Annotated in this window: 16 protein-coding genes; 5 read left to right on the plus strand and 11 right to left on the minus strand. The window is 71.0% G+C overall.

The features are described 5' to 3' along the window. Position 1 precedes the first annotated feature (1 nt). On the plus strand, positions 2-7,267 hold the full coding sequence (locus tag ASD38_RS04860) for a YDG domain-containing protein (RefSeq protein ID WP_056458035.1): 7,266 nt from the start codon (positions 2-4) through the stop codon (positions 7,265-7,267). Between the two features lie 50 nt (positions 7,268-7,317). Here the strand turns inward: ASD38_RS04860 and ASD38_RS04865 are convergent, their stop codons facing one another. Then, positions 7,318-8,427: a hypothetical protein gene (locus ASD38_RS04865; protein ID WP_056458038.1), complete on the minus strand. Its 1,110-nt coding sequence runs from the start codon at positions 8,425-8,427 to the stop codon at positions 7,318-7,320. Between the two features lie 10 nt (positions 8,428-8,437). Next, positions 8,438-8,701: a hypothetical protein gene (locus ASD38_RS04870; RefSeq protein ID WP_056435126.1), complete on the minus strand. Its 264-nt coding sequence runs from the start codon at positions 8,699-8,701 to the stop codon at positions 8,438-8,440. A gap of 192 nt (positions 8,702-8,893) precedes the next feature. Here ASD38_RS04870 and ASD38_RS04875 point away from each other — a divergent pair, with 192 nt between their 5' ends. The 3 genes from ASD38_RS04875 to ASD38_RS04885 are packed head-to-tail and all read left to right on the plus strand — an operon-like array spanning position 8,894 to position 12,711. Beyond that, positions 8,894-10,480 (plus strand): toll/interleukin-1 receptor domain-containing protein, encoded by a 1,587-nt coding sequence (locus tag ASD38_RS04875; RefSeq protein ID WP_056435124.1) that lies wholly within the window; start codon positions 8,894-8,896, stop codon positions 10,478-10,480. Further along, on the plus strand, positions 10,477-11,118 hold the full coding sequence (locus ASD38_RS04880) for a nucleotide synthetase (protein WP_056458041.1): 642 nt from the start codon (positions 10,477-10,479) through the stop codon (positions 11,116-11,118). Before ASD38_RS04875 ends, ASD38_RS04880 begins: the two co-directional genes overlap by 4 nt. A gap of 60 nt (positions 11,119-11,178) precedes the next feature. Beyond that, positions 11,179-12,711 (plus strand): tetratricopeptide repeat-containing protein, encoded by a 1,533-nt coding sequence (locus tag ASD38_RS04885; RefSeq protein ID WP_156390565.1) that lies wholly within the window; start codon positions 11,179-11,181, stop codon positions 12,709-12,711. 13 nt (positions 12,712-12,724) lie between these two features. On the opposite strand, the gene ASD38_RS04890 is transcribed toward ASD38_RS04885, so the two are convergent. From ASD38_RS04890 to fucP, 9 genes are all read right to left on the minus strand, one after another. After that, a complete protein-coding gene (locus tag ASD38_RS04890) occupies positions 12,725-13,393 on the minus strand; it encodes a Crp/Fnr family transcriptional regulator (RefSeq protein ID WP_056458047.1) in 669 nt (222 codons plus the stop codon). 82 nt (positions 13,394-13,475) lie between these two features. Continuing rightward, the gene (locus ASD38_RS04895; RefSeq protein ID WP_056458049.1) at positions 13,476-14,204 is read right to left on the minus strand and encodes an SDR family oxidoreductase; all 729 of its coding nucleotides are present in this window, start codon (positions 14,202-14,204) and stop codon (positions 13,476-13,478) included. 12 nt (positions 14,205-14,216) lie between these two features. Then, the gene (locus tag ASD38_RS04900) at positions 14,217-15,428 is read right to left on the minus strand and encodes a UxaA family hydrolase (protein WP_056458295.1); all 1,212 of its coding nucleotides are present in this window, start codon (positions 15,426-15,428) and stop codon (positions 14,217-14,219) included. A gap of 2 nt (positions 15,429-15,430) precedes the next feature. After that, positions 15,431-15,727, minus strand: a complete 297-nt coding sequence (locus ASD38_RS04905; protein WP_056435114.1) for a UxaA family hydrolase — start codon at positions 15,725-15,727, stop codon at positions 15,431-15,433. Beyond that, positions 15,724-16,749 carry an aldo/keto reductase gene (locus ASD38_RS04910; RefSeq protein ID WP_056458052.1) on the minus strand — a complete coding sequence of 342 codons (1,026 nt, stop codon included), beginning with the start codon at positions 16,747-16,749 and terminating at the stop codon, positions 15,724-15,726. Before ASD38_RS04910 ends, ASD38_RS04905 begins: the two co-directional genes overlap by 4 nt. Continuing rightward, the gene (locus tag ASD38_RS04915) at positions 16,746-17,516 is read right to left on the minus strand and encodes an IclR family transcriptional regulator (protein ID WP_056435110.1); all 771 of its coding nucleotides are present in this window, start codon (positions 17,514-17,516) and stop codon (positions 16,746-16,748) included. Before ASD38_RS04915 ends, ASD38_RS04910 begins: the two co-directional genes overlap by 4 nt. 4 nt (positions 17,517-17,520) lie before the next feature. Next, positions 17,521-18,348: an amidohydrolase family protein gene (locus ASD38_RS04920; protein ID WP_056458055.1), complete on the minus strand. Its 828-nt coding sequence runs from the start codon at positions 18,346-18,348 to the stop codon at positions 17,521-17,523. Next, complete coding sequence (locus tag ASD38_RS04925) at positions 18,342-19,355, minus strand: zinc-binding alcohol dehydrogenase family protein (RefSeq protein ID WP_200945987.1); 1,014 nt, start codon at positions 19,353-19,355, stop codon at positions 18,342-18,344. Before ASD38_RS04925 ends, ASD38_RS04920 begins: the two co-directional genes overlap by 7 nt. A 3-nt stretch (positions 19,356-19,358) precedes the next feature. Next, positions 19,359-20,663, minus strand: coding sequence for an L-fucose:H+ symporter permease (gene fucP / locus ASD38_RS04930; RefSeq protein WP_056458058.1), 1,305 nt, complete (start codon positions 20,661-20,663; stop codon positions 19,359-19,361). 118 nt (positions 20,664-20,781) lie between these two features. On the opposite strand from fucP, the gene ASD38_RS04935 reads away from it, so the two are divergent. Beyond that, positions 20,782-21,147: an L-rhamnose mutarotase gene (locus tag ASD38_RS04935; RefSeq protein ID WP_056435103.1), complete on the plus strand. Its 366-nt coding sequence runs from the start codon at positions 20,782-20,784 to the stop codon at positions 21,145-21,147. Positions 21,148-21,155: the final 8 nt, after the last annotated feature.

The following is a 21,155-nucleotide window of genomic DNA, read 5'->3' on the forward strand; positions in this document are numbered from 1 at the left end:
CATGACCCCGTCCCAGACCCGCTCGATCCTCCCTCGCACCGCCCCGCGCTCGGCGCGACGGACCCGTCTGCTGGCGGCCTCGGCCCTGTGCGGCGTGGCGACGCTCCTGGCCCAGCCGGCGCTGGCCCAGACCCTGCCGGGCATCCCGGGCGGCGGCAGCATCACGGTCTCCACGGGCGGCTCGGCGCCGGTGATCACCGCGCCCAACGCCAACACCCTGGACATCGACCTGAACGCGCCCCGCACGGTGATCAACTGGTCCAGCCTGCATGTCAGCGGCGCCGACGAGATGGACTTCCACTTCGACGCCGCCAGCGACATCGTCCTCAACAAGACCACGACCCAGATCGCCATCGACAGCGGCGCCGTGGTGACCGGCAAGGTCGGGGCGTCGACGGGCGGCAATATCTGGTTCTATTCGCCACAGGGCGTGATCGTCTCGCCCGGCGCGACCATGACCGCCGGTGGCTTCCTGTTCAGCCGAGGATCGGCGATTGTCGACGCCACGTTCGTCGACGCCGCCGATCCGCTGGCCAACCTGCGCGCCGCCACCGACGCCCTGATCCGGATCACGACGATCAGCACGGCGACCAGCGCGTCGATCGACGCCAGCGGCAATGTCCTGCTCTCCGCCTCGAGCGGCGGCCTGAACGTCGCCATCGCCGAAGGCGCCACGGTGGGGGTGAGCACCACTTCGGGTTCGATTACCGTCAGCGAAGCCACGGCCGCCACCGGCGCGGCCTCGGTGACGGCCGGCGGCCCTGGCGCGACCGTCACCGCGATCACGGGCGCGACCGGCGTCACCGTCTCTTCGGGCTCCAACACCTCCGTCGGTTCGGCCACCACCACCACCTCGGGCGACATCGTCCTCGGCAGCGGCGGCTCGGTGTCGCTGACCCTGGGCAATTCGGCGCGCGACACCCTGCTCACCGCCCCGATCATCTTTCTGAGCACCCTCGACGCGGGGCGCGACGCCATCCTGACCGGCGACACCGGAGTCACGGTGACCAACCGCATCTTCGCCGGCGACGACATCGAGCTGACCGCCTCCAACGGCGACATCACGGCCGGCGGCGCCTTCCTGAAGTCGACCGGCCTGGGCGCCGGCGACGACGCGCACATCCTCCTGCGTTCCGACACCGGCGCGGTCACCGCCACCAACACGCTCCAGACCCAAGGGACCGGCGCGCGGGCCGGCGACGTCACCGTCCAGGCGGCGACGACCGCCAGCGCCGGCGCGACCACCGCCACCCGCGACGTGAAGGTGACCGGCGTCACCGCCAGCCTGACCAACGGTTCGGCGGCGCGCGACCTCTTCGTGACGGCCACGACCGGCGGCGCGACGGTGACCACCGCGGCCACGGCCGGCGACGACGTCGAGGTCACCGCGACCACCGGCGCGGTCTTGGCCAGCGGCGCGACGCTGAGGTCCACCGGTGTCGGCGCCACCGACGACGCTCACGTTCTGGCGCGATCGACCGGCGGCGCGGTCAATGTCGGCACGGCGCAGAGCCAGGGCGCCGGCGCGGCCGTGGGCGACATCACGATCGACGCCGCCACCACCGCGACCCTGGGGACGGGCAGCTCGACCCGCGACCTGTTCCTCGCGGACGCCACGGGCCTGACCCTGACCGGCAACTACGGCGCCGCCGGAACGGTCTCGCTGACCGCGTCGGCCGGCGGCATCGTCCAGAGCGGCGGCGTGATCACCGCCGACATCCTGACCGCGCAGAGCGACGGGGGCTTCAGCGCCACTCGCGCCAACCTGGTGAACAAGCTTGGCTCCGTCCAGGACAGCGCGTCGGCCGATGTGGCCTTCTCCAACGCCCAGGCGCTGTCGATCACCGACACCGTCTCCGGCGGCGGCGACATCGACATCACCACCACGGCGGGCGTCCTGACGCTGGCCGCCAACGCCCAGGTCATCGGGCAGGGCGACGTCACGCTGACCGGCGACGGCGGCTTCACCGCCATCCCCAGCGTGAGCGGCACGTTGCAGGGCTCCAATGTCATCGTGACGGCGATGACCGGCGACGCGCTGGTCGACCACGTGTTCGTCACGGGGGGCGGGGGGGCGGCGTTGGTGCAGGCCTTGGCGGGGTCCGCGACCCTGCGCAACGTGCTCGTCGACGGCGCCGTCGACCAGATCCAGGTCGTGGCGACCGGAACCGCGACCCTGGGCGCCGACAGCCAGGCGGGGATCGTCGCGCACAACAGCGTCGACCGACTGAGCGGTAGCCTGACCTATCTCGTCGTCTCCCTGGACGGCGACGCGCGGGTGTTCCTCGACAGCCTGGACGCCGACCTGGGCTCGGTCAGCGCCAACACCGCCACCGGAACGGCGTCGGTCGGGGTGGCGGACGGCTTCACGGTGGACGCGGTCGGCGGCCACAACGTCTTCCTCAGCGCCGGCAACGGCGTGATCGCGGCCAACACCGTCACGGTCGGCGGCGGCGACTACACCGCCGAGGCCCAGGACTGGGGCGGCAACGTCCTGGCCCCGGCGGGCGTGATCCGCGACCTGTCGATCATCGACACGGCCGGCGGCCTGGCCCTGACCAACGCCCTGACGGCCACCGGCGACCTGTCGCTGTCGTCGGCCGGCGTGCTCGGCGCCGCCGACGCCCTGGTCGCGGGCGGCGACATCGACGTCACGGCGACGGAGGACATCGATCTGGTCTCGGCCGAGGCGGGCGACGACATCACCGTCACCGCCACCGGCGGCGGCGCGATCCTGCGCAAGGCCGTGCTGACCGGCGCGGGCACGGGCCGCGATCTCGCCATCGCCGCCCTCGACGACGCGGTGCTGGGCGATCCCCTCTTCTCCGCCATCACCGCCGACAATACCTTCAGCCGCACGGGCGGGAGCACGGGCGCGGCGACGGTCATCTCGGCCAGCGGCGACGCCCTGGTCCACCTCGACACCAGCGCCAAGCTCGACACGCTGGAGGGCGCGGGCGTCGACGTCACCATCGCCAGCGGCGCGGCGGTCATCGACACCCTCACGGCCCTGACCGACGACATCTATGTCGAGACGCTGGACGGCGCCTTGACCGTCGGCGCGGCCACGGCGAACACCGGCGACGTGGAGCTCTTCGCCGACGGCGGCGACCTGACGATCACCGGCTCGGCGCATGGCGACGGGCTGGTCCGCATCGGGACCGACGGCCTGCTGGACGGAACCTTGGCCAGCCTGATCTCCAGCAACGGCGACCTGGACCTGGAGGGCGGCGCGGTCGATGTCGGGTCGCTGCAGGCCGACGGTGTGATCACGGCGACCGCCGACACCGGAAACATAGACGTCCAGTCCGCCCTGGCCGGCGTCGGGATTTCGATCGGCGGGTTCGGCGACGCCTTCGTCGGTACGGCCGAGGCGGATCAGGGCGTCTTCGTGGTGGCGGGCGGCGACGCGCTGGTCAATTTCGCTAAGGCCAACGATCCCGCCGGGTTCGTCATCGTGCACGGCGACGGCGACGCGACCCTGCGCGCCGCCGAGGCGCCGGACGGCGTCCTGGTCGACGCCGTGAACAAGGCCACCTTCGGCGCGGACGACGCGGCGTCGGTGACCGCCGCGAACTATGTGGTCACCGACCCCACCTGCGGCTGCGGCGCCGGCGGATTGCAGGTTGTCTCCAGCGACGGCGACGCCGTGGTCAACATCAACTCGGCCAGCAACGGCGTCACCCTGGTCGCCGCCGCCGTCGACGGCGACGCGACCGTCTTCCAGAAGACCGGCGACCTGAAGATCGAGGAGCTGGCCGCCTTCAACATCACGCTGGAGGCCATGGCCGGCACGCTCGAAACCGGCTCCACCACCGTCAGCGGCGGCGACTACACCATCACGGCCCACGACTTCCTGGGCGACGCGCTGACCCCGATCCTGTTCTCCGGCGCGATCCGCGACGTCGCCGTCACCGACACCCTGGGCGACCTGGACCTGGGCAGCGCCGCCATCCACGCCGACCGCAAGCTGACCATCGTCGCCTCGAACGGGGCGGTGACCGGCGCGGGCCAGCTGGACGCCGGGATCGGGGCGCACGACGGCGCGGTCGACGTGACCGCCGACGCCATCAGCCTCGACGCGGTCGTGTCCGACGGCGACGTGAACCTGACCGCCGCGACCGGCGGGGTGAGCCTGGGGACCGGCGGCGGTCACGCCGACCACCTGCTCCACATCACCGCCCTGAACGGTGCCGTGACCAGCCTGGGTCAGCTGGACGCCGGCCAAGGGGCGGGGGCGCACGACGGCGAGGTCAATGTGGCGGCCAACGCCATGACACTGGATGCGGTCCGGTCCGACGGCGACGTGAGCCTGAGCGCCGGAAGCGGCGGGGTCAGCCTGGGCGGCGTCGTTCACGCCGACAACCTGCTGGCCGTCACCGCCTTGAACGGCGCGGTGACTGGCGCGGGCCAGCTGGACGCCGGCGACGTCGAGGTCACGGCCGACGCCATCGCCCTCGACACGGTGCTGAGCGGCGGCGATCTGGACCTGGAGGCCGGAACCGGCCTGGTGAACGTGGCGACCAGCGTCACCGTCGGCGACGCCTACGCCCTGACCGGCGGCGACTTCTCGGCCGCCGCCCTGGCGCCGCTGGGCGCCAAGGCCGGAGCCTGGACCATCCTGGACCAGGCCGGTGATTTCGACTTCAGCGGCAAGACCCTGCGCCACGGGGGCTCCATCGGCGTCACCGTGACCAGCGGCGACATCCTCGGCGGCGACATGACCAGCGACCTGGGCGGCATCTCCGTCGCGGCGCGTGGCGGACACCTGGGCGCGTTGTACGGCGGGGGCGGCGCGATCACGGCGACCGCCAGCGTCGGCGGCATGGCCGTGGATTCAGCCGACGCGCTGGCGGATGTCACGGTCCTGGGCGCGGCGGGCACGGCGAGCCTGGGCTCGGCGGTCGTGAGAGGCTCGGGAGCTCGCACTCTGACGGTCGTCTCGAACAGCGACGTGGTCCTGGGGGCCGCGACGTCCGGCGCGATCACCGCGGGCAACGTCTTCACCTCGACGGGGGGGAGCCTGGCGATAGTGGCCTCGGCCCCGACGGGCAAGGTCGACGTCAATCTTGACCACACGACCAACGCCGGCCTGAACACGGTCTTTGGGCTCAACGGGGTCAAGATCAAGGTCGTCAACGGTTCGCACCAGATCGGCTTCGCTGGATCGACCAACGGCGGCGTCCAGATCGACGGCCCGACCGACGCCTTGACCGTGTACGCCCTGACGGCAGGCGCGGCCTCGCGGGTGAACGGCGGCGGCGACACGCAACTGGTGTCGGCCGACGTCACCGGCGACCTGGCGGTGACGTCGGCCAGCGGCAATCTGCGGTTGGGCGACGCGACGCTCGGCGGGGTGATCGACGTCCGCGACGTGCTGTCCCTCAACGCCGCCACCGACATCGCCCAGCACGCGGCGCTGCACGCCGGCGTGCTGGAGGTGACGGCGGGAACCGGCGCTGTCCTGCTCGGCGCCAACCAGATCTCCTACCTGGACGCGGTCACGGTCGGCGCCGGCGGCTTCGCGTTCAACAGCACCACCGGCTACGACCTGTACGGCGCGGTCAACGCCGTCGGCCAGACGGTGGACCTGCGTTCCGACGGCGCGATCGGCCAGGTCTCGACCGGGATCATCACCGCCCAGAAACTGACGGGCTGGGCGACCGGCGGAGCGACCTTCGGCGCCGCCAACCAGGTGGTCCAGCTGGGCGACTTCACCAACACCGGCGGCCTGCTGAAGCTGATCGACGGCCGGTCCCTGACCGTCGTCGGGACCGTCTGGAGCACGGGAACCGTGTCGCTGACCTCGCACGCCGGCATGACCTTCGCCGGCACGGGCCGGGTCCAGGCCGACGGGACGGGCGACGCGGCGATGCTGGCCTCGGATGGGGTGTTCACCAACGCCCGTGGGGCGGACGCGGTGACCGCCGCCAACGGCCGCTGGCTGATCTACACCCAGGCGGTGGGCGCGCCGCTCGGCTCGACGGCGGGCAATACGTTCAACGGCCTGGCTGGCAAGAGCTTCTACGGTTCGGCCTATGACTTCTCGAACGAAACCTTCGCCACGCCCGTCAACGCCGGCAACCGCTTCGTCTACGCCTACCAGCCGACCCTGACGGTGACGCCCGACAGCCGGACCGTGATCTATGACGGGACGATCCCGACGACCTCGGCGACGATCGCCGGCCTGGTCAACGGCGACCTGGCGGCCGACGCCTGGTCGGGCGCGCCCACGGTCTCGGGCGCGACCAGCAAGGTCGTCGGGACCTATATCCTGACCGCCGCCGCCGGCGGCCTGGCCTCCGACCTCAACTACGCCTTCGGCTATGGAACGGGTTCGCTGCGCATCGATCCCAAGGCCCTCACCGCCGTGCTGACCGCCAACACCAGGACCTATGACGGCACGACGGCGGCCACCGGCTCGATCGGCCTGACCGGCGTGGTGGCCGGCGACGCGGTCGGGGCCTCGGGGACCTACGCCTTCGCCGACAAGACCGCGGGGACCGGCAAGACGGTCACCGCGTCGGGCATGGCCCTGTCGGGCGCCGACGCGGGCAACTACACGCTGACCTCGACGGCCGCCGGCACGGCCGACATCCTGAAGAAGGACCTGACCGGCGCGCTGACCGCCGACACCAAGACCTATGACGGCACGGTGGCGGCCACCGGCTCGATCGGCCTGACCGGCGTGGTGGCCGGCGACGCCGTCTCGGCCTCGGGCAGTTACGCCTTCGCCGACAAGAATGTCGGGACGGGGAAGACCGTGACGGCGTCCGGATCGGTCCTGGCCGGCGCCGACGCCGGCAACTACAGCCTGACCAGCGTCAGCGCCGCCCTGGCCGACATTCTGCGGCGGCAGGTGAGCGTGGCCGCGAACAGTCTGTTCAAGCCGTTCGGCCAGGTCGAACCCACCCTGACCTACCGCGTCACGGTGGGCGACCTGGCGGCGGGCGACGCCTTCACCGGCGCCCTGGGACGCGAGGTCGGCGAGATCCCCGGCAGCTACGCGATCACCCGCGGGACGCTGGCCCTGTCGGCCAACTACGACCTGACCTTCACCGGGGCGGTGTTCACGATCAGGCCGCTTCCGTCGAACGAAGCGGGCGGCATGCCGGCGCTCAGGCATCTCACCCAGGCGCCGGACTTCATCCTGGACTGGGATCCGGAGTCCCACCTCACGACCGAGGGCGAGGGCTGCCTCGGCGAGGGCTGTCCGCCGCAGGGCGCCATGTCCGGCGGCGGCAAGGTGGTGGCGGCGCTGCGTTAGGCCGCCGGCCCGTCCAGATTGGGTTTGGGGAGGGCGCGGCGGCCGCGCGGTCAGAAATTCAGCAGCGAGAAGGCTTTGCCGAAGAACAGGCTGACCAGAAGGTCGTGCTTGTCGCTGCGCCAGCCGAACTTCACGCCGCCGGTCAGGGCCTCTCCGGACGGGTTGCGCACGAAATAGACCGGGACCTCGACGCCCCAGACGTCGTCGCTGAAATCGTGGTTGACCTTGGCGGTCACGCCGAGGCCGCGGCTGAAGACCTTGCGGGCCTCCAGACTGACGACGTCGCTGCGCTTGTGGACCGGCTCGCCGTACGCCCCGGCCGCGCAGGTCACCGGCGCCGGACCGGCGGGACAGACGGTCGCCTCGTCCGCCGCCTCGTAGGCGTCCTGGTGCTCGAAGCCGGCGCTGAGCAGGAACCGGGCCTTGCGCGGGAAATAGGTGGCGAAGCCGGAGACCGACCAGACCGCCTTGTCTTCGGACCGCGAGGCCAGGGTGGTGGTCTCCAGATAGTCGAAGCTCTGGTGACCGACCTTGGCGGCGGCGCCGAGGATCACGGCCTTGGCCTTCGGATCCCAGAACAGGTCTTCCCAGGCGGTGTTCATGGCGGGGTCGTCCGCCGCCACCGCCGCGCAGCGGACGCCCTTGTCGGAACCCTTCCCGTGCTTGTCGGTGTAGCGGGTTCTGGCTTCCTTGCAGAGCGCCTTAAGCTCCGCCGCCATGGGGCTTCGCACGCCATAGGCCTGGACGTTCGAAAACTTGAATTCGAGACTGACGGCCTTGGCCAGGGTGTCCAGGCTCGCCGCCATCGCCGGCGAAGCGTCTTCGCTGAGCGGCGAACTGAGGGTCAGGGTCCTCACCCTGTAGGAAGCCTCGCCCTTATTCGCGTCGAGAGCGGAATCCACCCAGGACAGCCAAGCCGAGACGGAACTGTCGTCCGACCCCGCCTGGAGTTCGGCGCCGCCGCCCAGGGCGGTGCCCCGGCTGGTCGGCCCGGAGTTGGGAACGGCCTTGGAAAGTGGCGGGACGGGCTCCGCAACGATGCTCTCCTCGGGGATCTCATCGGACGCCGGCGCGGGGGCCGGCGCTTGGGTTTGGGCCCGCGCCGCTCCCGCCTCGGCGAGCAGCACCGCGGCGAGCAGGGGAAGAATGATCGACTTCATCTCGCCCTCCCTAGACCGTGAACGGTTCGAGATCGCCGGTCCAGCCGCTGCTGCCGGCGGGAATGGACCAGTCCACGTTGCAGACCTCTCGTCCGCCGTCCCGGAGCACCGCCTTGAAGGTGTCGCCGGGGCTGCCGATGATCGACCAGATCAGGTCATGATCTCCCGGCGCCAGGTCGATGACCTGACCGTCGTGCAGTAGAACGGTCGTTTGGTTATCGACCCACGCCCGGTGCGGGCGACTGCAGGTGATGTGAACGGAAATCGCGGTCATTGAACGGATCCTTCTGAGCGGGGTCTTCCCCGGGCCACCCCGGTGACCGCGAGGAAACCTGGACCCGCGCCGCGCCGACCCGGCGTGACGGCCGTCACGCCCCTGCGGGAAAGTTCCGCCAACGACCGATAAAGTTGTGCGGGTCCGGCGCCTCTGACATTCTGTGTCGGGGCATGGGGCGGTCAGCGAACGATGGACGGGGATCGAGTCGGCGCCGCGCGCTACCGCGCCTTCATCAGCTATAGCCATCGGGACGCTGTCTTCGGCCGCCAGCTGCACGGCCGGCTGGAGCGCTACGCCTTGCCAGGGCGGCTGGTGGGCCGCGAAACGCCGCGGGGCAATGTCCCGCGCCGCCTGGCGCCGATCTTCCGCGACCGCGAGGAGCTGGCGGCCGCCAGCAACCTCACCGTCGAGGTCCGCGCCGCCCTGGCCGATTCCAACGCCCTGATCGTGGTCTGCACGCCCAACGCGGCCGCCTCGCCGTGGGTGGCGCGCGAGGTCGAGCTGTTCCGCGAGCTCCATCCCGACCGGCCGATCCTGGCGGCCCTGGTCGCCGGCGAGCCGCACGAGGCCTTTCCCGCGCCGCTGCGCGACGGGGTCGAGCCCCTGGCCGCCGACTTCCGGTCGACCGCCGACGGCCCGCGCCTGGCCCTGCTGAAGCTGGTGGCCGGGGTGACGGGCGTGGGGCTGGACGAGCTGGTCCAGCGGGACGCGCAACGACGTCTGCGCAGCGTGACGGCCGTCACGGGGGCGTCGCTGGCGGCGGTGCTAGGCATGGGGCTGCTCACGGCCTTCGCCCTGAACGCCCGCGACGAAGCCGAACGGCAGCGGGGCGAGGCGGAGTCCCTGGTGGAGTTCATGATGACCGACCTGCGCGGCAAATTGACGGGAAGCGAGCGGTTGGCCGTGCAGGGCGCGGTGAGCCAGCGCGCCCTCGACTACTATGCCGGCCAGGACCCGGCCCGCCTGTCGCCCGCCTCGCGAGCGCGTCTCGGCCGGCTGCTTCATGCCGTGGGCGAGGATGGCGAGCAAGGCGGCGATCTTTCAACCGCCGCCACGCGCTTCCACGACGCCTACGCGCTCAGCACCCGGCTGCTGGCGGCAGAACCGGACAATCCGCAGCGGATCCTGGACCAGGCCCAGAACGAGTATGGCCTGGCCACCATCGACTATCGCAGGAAGCGCTGGCCCGAGGCCAAGGCCGGTTACGAACGCTATCGTGACCTGGCCGGCCGCCTGACCCGGTTCCGGCCCGACAACATCGAGTACCGCCGCGAACTGGGCTACGCCGAAGGCAATCTCTGCGCCGTGGCCGTGGAGTCCGGCGACAAGGCGGGCGGCCTGGCCCATTGCGCCGAGGCGCTGAAGGTCATGCAGGAGGTCGACGCCCGCATGGTCGACGCGCGGCGAAGCCAGGCGGCGAACCTGGTCACCCGCCATGGCTGGATGGCCGACGCCTACAACGAAGCCGGCGACCTGGAGCGCGCCGCGGCGGAGCGTCGGGCCCAGGAAAAGATCCTCGACGCCGAGATGGCCGCGCACCCCGACGACCGGGGCCTCCAGGCCGACTGGATCGGACTGAAGCACGCCCAGGGCGGCCTCGCCTACGTCTCGGGCGACGGCGCGGGAGCGCTCTCCTACCTGGCCGCCGGCCGGGCGCGCGCCGTGGAGCTCATCGCCTTCGATCCCGACAACGCCCGCGCGCGGCGTCTGCTCGCCCGGATCGACGAGAGTATCGCTTACGTGAAGAAAAACCCCGCCCCAAGGAGGCGCAGATGAGCGAACGCATCCCCACGACGAAGCCGAGCAACTTCATCCCGAAATCGATCGTTCACGTCATCCTGACAGTCGACAGGACGAAGCTCGCCACCGACCCACAGCTTGCGATGAACTTGGCTTTCACCGTCCAAGCCCCCGCGCCCACGACGCCGACCATGGGCGCGGGCGATGAAACTGAAGTGGAAAAGTACGCGCTGGCGCGGGCAGGGTTCCAGGCTGTCGATCTGCTGACCACGCCCGCGCCGTCCCCCTTCGACATCGACGTTCGCGAGCAATGTTGGGTCGTTGTGGAGCTCGACTCCAAGATCCTCGGCTGGCAGTTCGCCAAGCACGAACGCGGAGCGACCACCAAGGGTGAATCCGACAGGAATTGCTATCTGCGGCACGTCTACGCGAAAGGCGTGGAAGCACCGGGGGAGCGCATACCGCGTGACGGATGTCGGGTGCTGTATTTCGGCGTGGTCGCCCGGGATGTGTTCGATCCTAAGAAAGATCCCAACCCGGGCAGCGAGGCCTTCAATTTCCATACCGAGTTCCTCATGGAGGAGAATGACCCCAACGGGGTGAAGATCAAGAAGCGCCTGAACGTGATCTTCGACCCGGACGTGAAGAACGATGGCGGGAAGTTTCCGCCATAGGCTTCGCCGCCTGGTCATCACCGCCATCGTTCCTGTTCCCGCTTTCATCGCGAGCCTCGCTTGTCCCAGTCGCCCTTTCTTCTCGACCTCGCCGCGATGGTGCGGGCCGGCGCCGTCAATCACGCCTGGAGCCTGTTCGCCGGGGCGGGGTTGGCGGCGTCGGACGATCCCGCCGTCCTGACCCTGAAGGGGCGGATCCTCAAGGACCGGGCGCGCGCCGCCGAGGGCGGGGCGCGCGCCGAACTCTACGGCCAGGCGGCCGCCGCCTACCTGGCCGCCGCGCCGCTGGGCGGCGGGGCCTACGCCCTGATCAACGCCGCCACCCTGTCGCTGCTGGCCGGCGACGAAGCCGCCGCGCGGATCCACGCCCTGGCCGTGCTGGAGACCGCCGACGACGACACGCCCTACTACCAAGCCGCCACCCGCGCCGAGGCCCTGCTGGTGCTGCGCCGGTTCGCCGAGGCGCGGGCGGCGCTGGACGCGGCGGTGGCCGTGGCCCCCAGGGCCTGGGAGGACCACGCCGTCACCCTGCGCCAGTTCCGGCTGCTGCTGGCGACCCTGAACGAAGACGACGGCTGGCTGGCGGTGCTGGCGCCGCCCCGGGCCCTGCACTTCGCCGGCCACATGGCCGTGTCGCCCGACGACGAGGCCCTGGCCGGCCAGGTCGCCAGCCTCGTTTCCGAGGAGCGCGTGGCGTTCGGCTACGGCGCCCTGGCGGCGGGGGCGGACATCCTGATCGCCGAGACCCTGGCCGCCGCCGGCGTGGAGCTGCACGTGCTGTTGCCCGCCGACCCCGCCGTGTTCCGGGCCCAGTCGGTGATCCCCTGGGGCGAGGCCTGGGGGCCGCGCTTCGACCGGCTGATCGCCGAGGCCGACAGCGTCCGGGTGACGGCGCCCGACGCGACGGACGTGGGACCGCAAGCCATCACCCTGGCCGCCGAGACGGCCATGGGCCTGGCCGTGCTCAAGGCGGCGGCCCTGGCCAGCGAGGCCGTGCAGGTGCTGGTGCTGGACGAGCCCGGCGCGCCCGCCGCCACGCCCTGGACCCGGGCTGGGCGACGTCAGCGGATACTGACGGCGGCCCGGCGGACCGCCGCGGCGACGCGTTCGCCCCAGTCCGTGTCGCCCCAGTCCGTGTCGCGGCTGGCGGCCTTCCTCGGCTGCGCCCTGGATCTGTCGGCCGAGACCGACCCGCGCGATCTGCTGCGAGATCTGGCCAAGGCGATTCAGGACGGCCCCGTCCCGCTGACCGCGCCCAGCTGGTCGGGTCGGACGCTGCTGCTTGTCTACGCGGCGCCCGCCGACGCGGCGCGGGCGGCCCGGGCGATCGCGGCGGCGCTGGGCGCGCGCGTCCGTCTCGCGGCGAGCCACGGCCTGACCGTGATGGCGCCGGATCCCTTCGGCGACGGTCCGCTGGCGACCAGCGCCCAGGCCGAGGTCGTGGCCGGCCTGCTGGCGGCCACTCCGGCCGGGGCGATCCACCTTGGCCTGACCTTCGCCGCGGTCCTGAGCGCGGCCGGCCCCGCCGACCTGGCCCAACGGCTGATGGACCTGACGGGCGACGAGCTGGGCCCCTACGCCCTGCGGGTCTGACCGCTCAGGCCTTTCAGTCGATCATGCCTTCCAGCCGCCGCGGGGCCACGACGATCAGCGCGTCGGGCGTGCGCCGCACGACGCCGCGCCGCTCCAGCGCGTTGACCGTGCGCGACACGGTCTCGCGGGTGGTCTGCAGATCCAGGGCCAGGGCGGCCAGCACGGGCGAGGGGCTGATCGTCCACCCCGTCCGCTCGGCCCGGCGCCAGAGTTCGGCGTGGATCCGGCCGACCGCGCTGAGGGTGTTGCGGTCGATCATCCGCTCGGTGGTCTGGCGAAGCTGGGCAAGCAGCATCCGCGATAGGGTCAGGCCCACGCAGCTGTGCCTTTCCATCATCCGAAGGAAGTCCAGGGCCGCGAAGACGGCGGCGCGGGCGGCCTCGAGCGCCACCACCTCGGCCTCGCTCTTTTCCTCGGGCTGGGCCGTGGCGCCGAACAGGTCGCCGGGCGCGAAGTCGCGCAGCAGGATCGGCTCGCCGCCCCGGCCCACCGCCGCCGCCCGAGCCCGGCCCAGGGTCAGCAGATAGGTTTCGGTGCAGGAATCGTCCTGGCGCAGGATCACCGCGCCCGACCGATAGGCGCGCTCGATCGCGACGCCGGCGATGCTCAGGGCGACGTCCTCCTGGCACTGGAAGACCTCGCGGACGAAGGCCGTCAGGCCGGCTGGCTGGTTCCCTGACAATCGCTCCCCCCGGGGCTTGCTCCCCGCCAGGGTGACACACCCGATCGGCGACCTACAGCCTGAAGTGGAGGGCGGCGCGGGATCAGTTGATCCAACCGCCGTCGATGATGTGGATCTGGCCGGTGGTGAAGCTCGACTCGTCGCTGGCCAGGTACAGGGCCAGCTGGGCCAGCTCCTCGGGCCTGCCCAGGCGTCCCATCGGCTGGCGGGCGGTGAAGGCCGCTCGGGCGGCCTCGTAGTCGCCGGTGTCGGCCAGGCGCTGGTTCAGCGACGGGGTCTCCACCGTGCCCGGACAGATGGCGTTGCAGCGCACGCCCTGGCCCACGAAGTCCGCCGCCACCGCCTTGGTCAGTCCGATCACCGCGGCCTTGGTGGCGCCGTAGGCGAAGCGGTTGGGCACGCCCTTGATCGAGCTGGCCACCGACGACATGTTGACGATCGACCCGCCGCCCGCCGCCAGCATGGCCGGCAGGAAGGCGCGGATCATCCGGTACTGGGCGGTGACGTTGAGGTCGGTGGAGAACGCCCAGGCGGCCTCGTCGCAGTCGAGGATGGTGCCGCTGTGGACCACGCCGGCGCAGTTGAACAGAACGTCGACCGAACCCAGCTCGGCGGCCAGGTCGAGAATGGCCTGCGGGGCCAGCACGTCCAGGCGACGGGTTTCGCAACCGACGAGCTCGGCCAGCAGCGCCGCGTTGATGTCGGTGGCGATCACCCGCGCGCCTTCGCGGGCGAACAGTTCGGCGCTGGCTTTGCCGATGCCCTGGGCGGCGGCCGTGACCAGGGCGGTCTTGCCGGAAAGTCTTCCCATCTCGATGTCTCGCTAGCTTGTTCTGCGAAGGGGCAGGCAGGCCGGACCGATGGGGTCGAAGGCCTTGTAGGTGAGGATGAATTCCTGGTGGCCCAGCGCCTCGGAGACGGTGCGCGCGCCGCCGGCCACGGCCAGCACCAGGTCGTGGATCTCGTCGCCGACCTCGTCCAGCGTGCCGCGCCCTTCCATGATCCGCCCGGCGTCGACGTCCATGTCGCCGGCCAGCTTGCGGTAGGTCTCGGGATTGGCGCAGATCTTGACCACCGGGGAGATCGCCGAACCGACCACCGAGCCGCGGCCGGTGGTGAACAGGGTGACGTGGGCCCCGCAGGCGATCAGCTCGACGATCTCGGCGTTGTCGGAAATGTTGGGAAAGCCGAAGCGCGGCTCGCCGTCGGGCACCACGTCCAGCAGGTAGAGCCCGCCGCTGGGCGGCTGGTCGCCGGGCTTCAGGATTCCGACGATCGGCGCCGATCCGGACTTGGAATAGGCGCCCATCGACTTTTCTTCCTGGGTGGTCAGCCCGCCCTCGGCGTTGCCGGGCGCGAAGCTGCCGTAGCCCATCACGGTGTAGTAGGCCTCGGCCTTGTGGACGCTGCGCTCCAGCTCCAGGCCCAGTTCCGGGGTCAGGGCCCGGTCGGCCATGATCTTTTCGCAGCCGACCAGTTCGCCGGTCTCCTCGAACACGCAGGCCGCGCCCTGGGCGCCCAGGCGGTCGAAGGCGCGGCCGACGGCGGGGTTGGCGGTGATGCCGCTGGTGCCGTCCGAGCCGCCGCAGATGGCGCCGATCACCAGCTCCGAGATCGCCATCGGCGCGCGCGGGGTCTGGGCGGCGACCGCCCGCAGGCGGGCGACGGCCTCCACCCCCTTGGCGATGGTGCTGGCCGTGCCGCCGCTCTCCTGGATCACCAGGGTCTCGACCGGGCGGCCGCTGGCCTCGATGGTCTTGCGCAATTGCTCGCGGTTGAAGCTCTCGCAGCCCAGCGAGATCAGCAGCACCCCGCCCACATTGGGATGGGTGGTGACGGCCTGCATGACCTTCAGCGCATAGGCGTTGGGGTAGCAGCCGGGAAAGCCGATCAGGTGGACGTCGGGGTCGTCGCTCTTGGTGACGACGGCGCGGGCCACGTGGTGGGCGCATTCGACTAGATAGGCCACCGCGACCACATTGCGGATGCCCTTGCGGCCGTCGGCCCGCGAATAGCCCTGCAGCGTCTGGGCCATGGTCATTGTCCTTCCGAACCCGTCGCCCGCCGGGTGTGGCTGGCGATGTAGTCGCTCTTCATGTTGTGCAGGTGGACGTGGCCGCCGGCGGCCACGGGGGCGGTGATCGAGCCGATCGGCGCGCCGTACTTCAGCACCTTGTCGCCGACCGCCAGGTCGCGGCGGGCCAGCTTGTGGCCGACACCGACGTCGGCGTCGGCAGGCACAGACCGGCCGTCGATGGTCAGGACCTGGCCCGCGCGCACCGGCGCGCTGAGCACCAGCACGTTGTCGTCGGGATGGAGCAGGATCAGGCTCATCGTGTCTCTCGGGGTGTCGGCGCGTCCGGATGCAACAGGTCCTGGGCGCGGAGGTCGTCCCACAGGGCGTCGGGGATGGGGTGCGCGGCCCAGGCCAGGGCCTGGCGCACCTGCGCCGGGCTGGACATTCCGGGGATCACGCTGACGACCTGCGGGTGGGCCAGCGGAAAGCGCAAGGCCGCCGCGGCCAGGGGCGTGGCGTGGGCCCGGCAGACGGCCTCCAGCCTGCGGACCCGGTCCAGGATCTCCGCAGAAGCCGGGCCGTAGTTGTAGTGGGCGCCGGCCCTCACGCCCTCGACCAGCACGCCGGAATTGAACGGGCCGCCGACGATGATCGACACGTCGCGGGCGGCGCAGCGCGGCAGGAAGCGGTCCAGCGCCGTCTGCTCCAGAAGGGTGTAGCGGCCGGCCAGCAGGAAGACGTCGAACTCGGCCTCGTCGAGCGCCGCGTCGCAGATCTCCCACTCGTTGACGCCCAGGCCGATGGCGTCGACGGCGCCGCCGTCGCGCAGGGCCCGCATGGCCTTGTAGCCGCCGTCGAAGAACTGGCGACGCCGCGCCGCGTCATCGACGCCGTGTGTGACCTGGCCCAGATCGTGGGCCAGCAGCACCTCGACATGGTCGCGATTCAGGCGCTCCAGGCTGGCCTCGAACGACCGCATGACCCCGTCGTAGGAATAGTCGAACACCGGCTCGAACGGGGCGGCGGCGACGAACCCGTGGCGTTCGGCGGCGGGATCGACGTCCGGCGCCGGACACAGCACCCGACCCACCTTGGTGGAGACCTTGACCTTCGGCGGCAGGACCGCGCCCAGGCGGGTCTCGCTGAGGCCAAAGCCGTAGTGGGGCGCGGTGTCGAAATAGGCGAGGCCGCTGGCCAGGGCCGCCTCGATGGTCTCGCGCGCCGCGTCGTCGCTCATGGCGGCGTAGAGATTGCCGATCGCCGCCGCGCCGAAGCCCAGCGGCGGCAGGTTCAGCCGTTCGCGGGAGGCGGGCGGCCGCGCGGCGTCGGGTAAGGTCACTGGAACTGGCCTCCGAGTTCCCCGGAGATCTCGTCGGCCGCCGCCCGGATGGCGGCGATCGTGTCGATCACGCTGATCGCCGTGAGGGTTTCGACATAGGGCGAGGTCAGGGCGGCGGCCACGCCGTCGGGTCCGAAGATGGGCGCGGAGAGGTCGACGACCAGGCGGGTCACGTCGCTGGGCGCCAGGACGTGCTGGTCGGCCCGGGCCTTCTTCGCTCTGGCTTCGAAGGCGGTCCAGACGGCCGGGTCGACGGTCGGCTCCAGCCGCGCGCGCCACTCGGCCCGAACCGGCTCGGGCTGGAAGGCGTAGAGCACCAGGCCCGAGGTCGCCTCGACGATGGCCCGGTGATAGCCGACGCGCACCGAGAAGCCCTGGTTGCCGGGCGCCTCGATCCGCGCCACCACCACCATCTGGTCGGCGCTGGCCACCACCAGGTGACAGGACTGGCCGGTCGCCTCGGACAGGCGTCGCATCACGGGCAAGGCCGTCTCGAGCAGGGTCTTGGCGGGAGCCCGCGTCATGCCCAGCGAGAACAGCTTGTTGGTCAGGACCAGGCCGTCGCCCTCCGGGGTGTTGGCGACATAGCCCCGGTGCTCCAGGACCTGGACCATCCGGAACAGCTCGCTGACCGAGCGGTTCAGCGCCGCGGCGATCTGGACCATGCCCATCGGCGCGCCGCGCGCCGCCAGCAGCTCCAGCACGTCCAGGCCCTTTTCGAGGGCCGGGGCGCGGTATTTGGAGAGGGTTTCTTCGCGCTCGATCATCGCCCTAGATCCGATAGAAACGACGGCATGTCCCGCCGAACAGGGCCGCCAGATCGGCGGGATCGGTCAGGCCGCTCAGGGACTTGGCCAGGACCAGCCAGCCGCCGTAGTCGCCGGCCAGGTCGAGCACCGGCCAGTCGCTGCCCCACATCAGGCGGTCGGGTCCGAACGCCGAGACCAGCCGCCGCACATAGGGCGCCAGGGCGTCGGGCGCCTGGCTCGGCGAGGCCTCGGTCAGCAGTCCGGACAGCTTGCAGAACACCTGGGGCAGGGCGGCCAGGGCGTCGACGCCGAGCGTCCAGGCCTCGGCCTGCTCGCCGGTCGCGATCGGCGGCTTGGCGCCGTGGTCGATGACGATGGCCAGGTCCGGCCGACGCCGCGCCAAGGTCAGCAGATGCGGCAGGTGACGCGTCAGGACCAGGGCGTCCAGCGACAGGCCGTGGGCGACCATCGCGTCGAGCGCGGGGTCCAGGCTGGGCCTGACGATCCAGGCGTCGTCGTCCAGGTTCTGCAGCATCGGCCGAAGACCGCGAAGCTTGGGGCGCCGCGCCAGCTCGGCGATGCGGGCTGGCGCGCCGGGCGCGCCTAGGTCGGCCCAGCCCACGACGCCCAGGACCAGCGGCTCGGCGGCGGCGAGCTCCAGCAGCCAGTCGGTGTCGCGGTCGTCGGCCTGGGACTGCACCAGCACCGAACCGGCCAGGCCAAGGCGGGCGCCGATCGCCTCAAGATCGGCGGGGCCGAAGTCGCGGTGGATCGCCGCCAGGTCGGGCGTGGGCCAGGCAAAGCCGTTCCGGCCGACCCGCCAGAAGTGCTGGTGGGCGTCGATCAGCACGACACGATCGCCTTGATGACGCCCGCCCGGGGCTCCATCCAGCCGGGCAGGACCTCGGGCAACTGAGCCAAGGTGGCGGCGTGGGTGTTCAGAGCCTTGGTCGGGACCTTGCCGGCCCGCATCGCCTCGACCACGGCGTCGAAGTCCTCGGGGGTGGCGTTGCGGCTGCCCAGCAGGGTCGTCTCGCGCTTGTGGAACTCTGGATCCGAAAAGGTGATGTCGGCGCCGACCACCGAGATCAGCACATAGGTCCCGCCGTGGCCGACATAGGCGAAGCCCGCCTCCATGGCCTTGGCGTTGCCCGTGGCGTCGAACGCGACGTCGAAGAAGTCGCCGCCGGTGAGGTCGGACAAAGCCCGGCGGGTGTCGTCGTTCAGGGAGACGATATGATCCGCGCCGAGATGGTCACGGCAAAAGTCCAGTCGATCCTGGCGGCTGTCCAGCGCCGTGACCACGCCGCCCTGAAGCTTGGCGAACAGCGCGGCGGCGATGCCGATCGGCCCGGCGCCGACCACCAGGACCGATTGTCCTGGCGCGATCCGCGCCCGACGCACGGCATGGGCGCCGATGGCCAGGAACTCGATCATGGCCGCCTCGTCCAGGCTGACGCCCTCGGCCTTGCGGACGAAGCCCTCGGGCACGGCCAGATATTCGGCCATGCCCCCGTCGCGGTGGACGCCCAGAACCTGGATGTTCATGCAGCAGTTGGGCTTGGCCTTGCGGCAGGCGGCGCAGGTTCCGCACGACATGTAGGGCATGACATAGACCGGATCGCCGGGCGCCAGGTCGCTGCCCGCCGGCGCCCGGGCCACCTCGCCGGCCAGCTCGTGGCCCATGACGCGCGGATAGGCCAGGAAGGGCTGGGTTCCCCGGAAGATGTGCATGTCGGTGCCGCAGACGCCCACGCGCCGCACCCGGATCAGCACCTCGTCGCCGGCCGGCGTCGGGATGGGGCGGCGTTCCAGGATCAGTCGGCCGGGCGCGGCGCAGATCAGGGCGTCCATCATGACCTAATGAGCTCCCGCGGGGGCGGCCTTCAGGTCCGCGCTGTTGGCGCGGCCGGCGGTGAAGCCGAACAGGCCCACCACGGCGAAGCAGGCGCAGGGCACCAGGATGGCGACATTGATGGCGCTGGCGTCCGAGACCGCGCCCATCAGCGTTGTCAGGATCGCGCCGCCGATGATGCTCATCACCAGGAAGGACGAGCCGGTCTTGGTCAGCGGACCCAGGCCCTTCAGCGAACTGGCGAAGATGGTCGGGAACATGATCGACATGAAGAAGCTGGTGGCGGCCAGGGCGTAGAGCCCGACCTTGCCGCCGACCACGACCGCGACCAGGGTCAGACCGACATTGATCGCCGCGAACAGGCCCATCAGCCGCGAGGGGCTGACGCGGCTCATGGCGGCCGTGCCGATGAAGCGCCCGGCCATGAACCCGACCAGGGACCACGACAGATAGGCCGCCGCCGCCTTTTCACCCATGCCCGGCACCTCGTGCTGGGCGTAGCGGATCATGTAGCTCCAGACGCCGACCTGGGCGCCGACATAGAAGAACTGGGCCGCCACGCCGAACAGGAACCGGGGCCGCGCCAGCAGGGCGGGGATCGCCTGGGCGGCGGGCAGGCCGGCGTCGGCCTCATCGGGGTCGGGACGTCCCGCCTGATGGGGAAACCTGGTGAGGGCCACCAGCAGCGCCCAGGCCAGCACCACGGCGGCGATGATCAGGTAGGGAGCCTGGGTGGAATGGGCTTCCGTGGTCTGGAACGCCTGCAGCTGCGCCGGCGTCATGGCGGCGAACTGCGCCTTCGTCGGCTCGACGCCCGACAGGATGAACTGGCGTCCGACCACCACGGCGGTGATCGAGCCTAGCGGGTTGAAGGCCTGGGCGAAGTTGAGCCGCTGCTCGGCCTTGGCCGGGTCGCCCAGCACGGTGATCAGCGGATTGGCCGAGGTCTCCAGGAAGGCCAGGCCCGAGGCCAGCACGAACAGGGCGGCCAGGAACCAGGAATATTGCCGGACCTCGGCGGCGGGATAGAACAGCAGGGCGCCCAGGCCGAACAGCAGCAGGCCGACGATCACCGCGGCCTTGTAGCCGTAGCGGCGCATCACGACGCTGGCCGGCAGGGCCAGGAAGAAATAGCCCAGATAGAAGGCCATCTGCACCAGACCCGACTGCAGGTCATTGAGGAAGAAGGCCTTTTTCAAGTGCGGGATCAGGACGTCGTTGAGATTGTTGGCGACGCCCCAGAGAAAGAACAGGGCGACGATCAGAACCAGCGGTGCGAACGCCGTCCTTGCCGATGGGGTTTTTTCCAAGGTGCGTTCCTCCCTTGAGGCCGGTTGACCCGATCCCGTTTGTCTGGAACGAAAGCATCACGTGTGACGTGCCGCGTCAAATATGAAAATAACAACGGCGCGGGAGAGGGAGCTTCCAATGCGGCATTGCCTGGCGCTGGACCTGCATGACGACCCCGAGACGATCGCCGCCTATGTGCGCTGGCATGCGCCTGGCGGACCGCCGCCGGCGGTGACCCGGTCGATCCGGGCGGCGGGCATACTGGAGATGCAGATCTGGCTGACCGGCTCGCGGCTGTTCATGATCATGGAGACCGGACCCGACTTCTCTCCGGAGGCCAAGGCCGCCGCGGACGCCGCCGATCCGGACGTGCAAGCCTGGGAGGCGATGATGGGCGCTCTCCAGAAGACCCTGCCCTGGGCCGCCCCGGGCGAGAAATGGACGCCGGCGGCCCGCATCTACGATCTGGCCGAGCATCTCGCCGACGCGGACCAACAGGGCTGATCCGCCGA

The sequence above is a fragment of the Caulobacter sp. Root487D2Y genome (assembly GCF_001427165.1).
Lineage (GTDB): Bacteria > Pseudomonadota > Alphaproteobacteria > Caulobacterales > Caulobacteraceae > Caulobacter.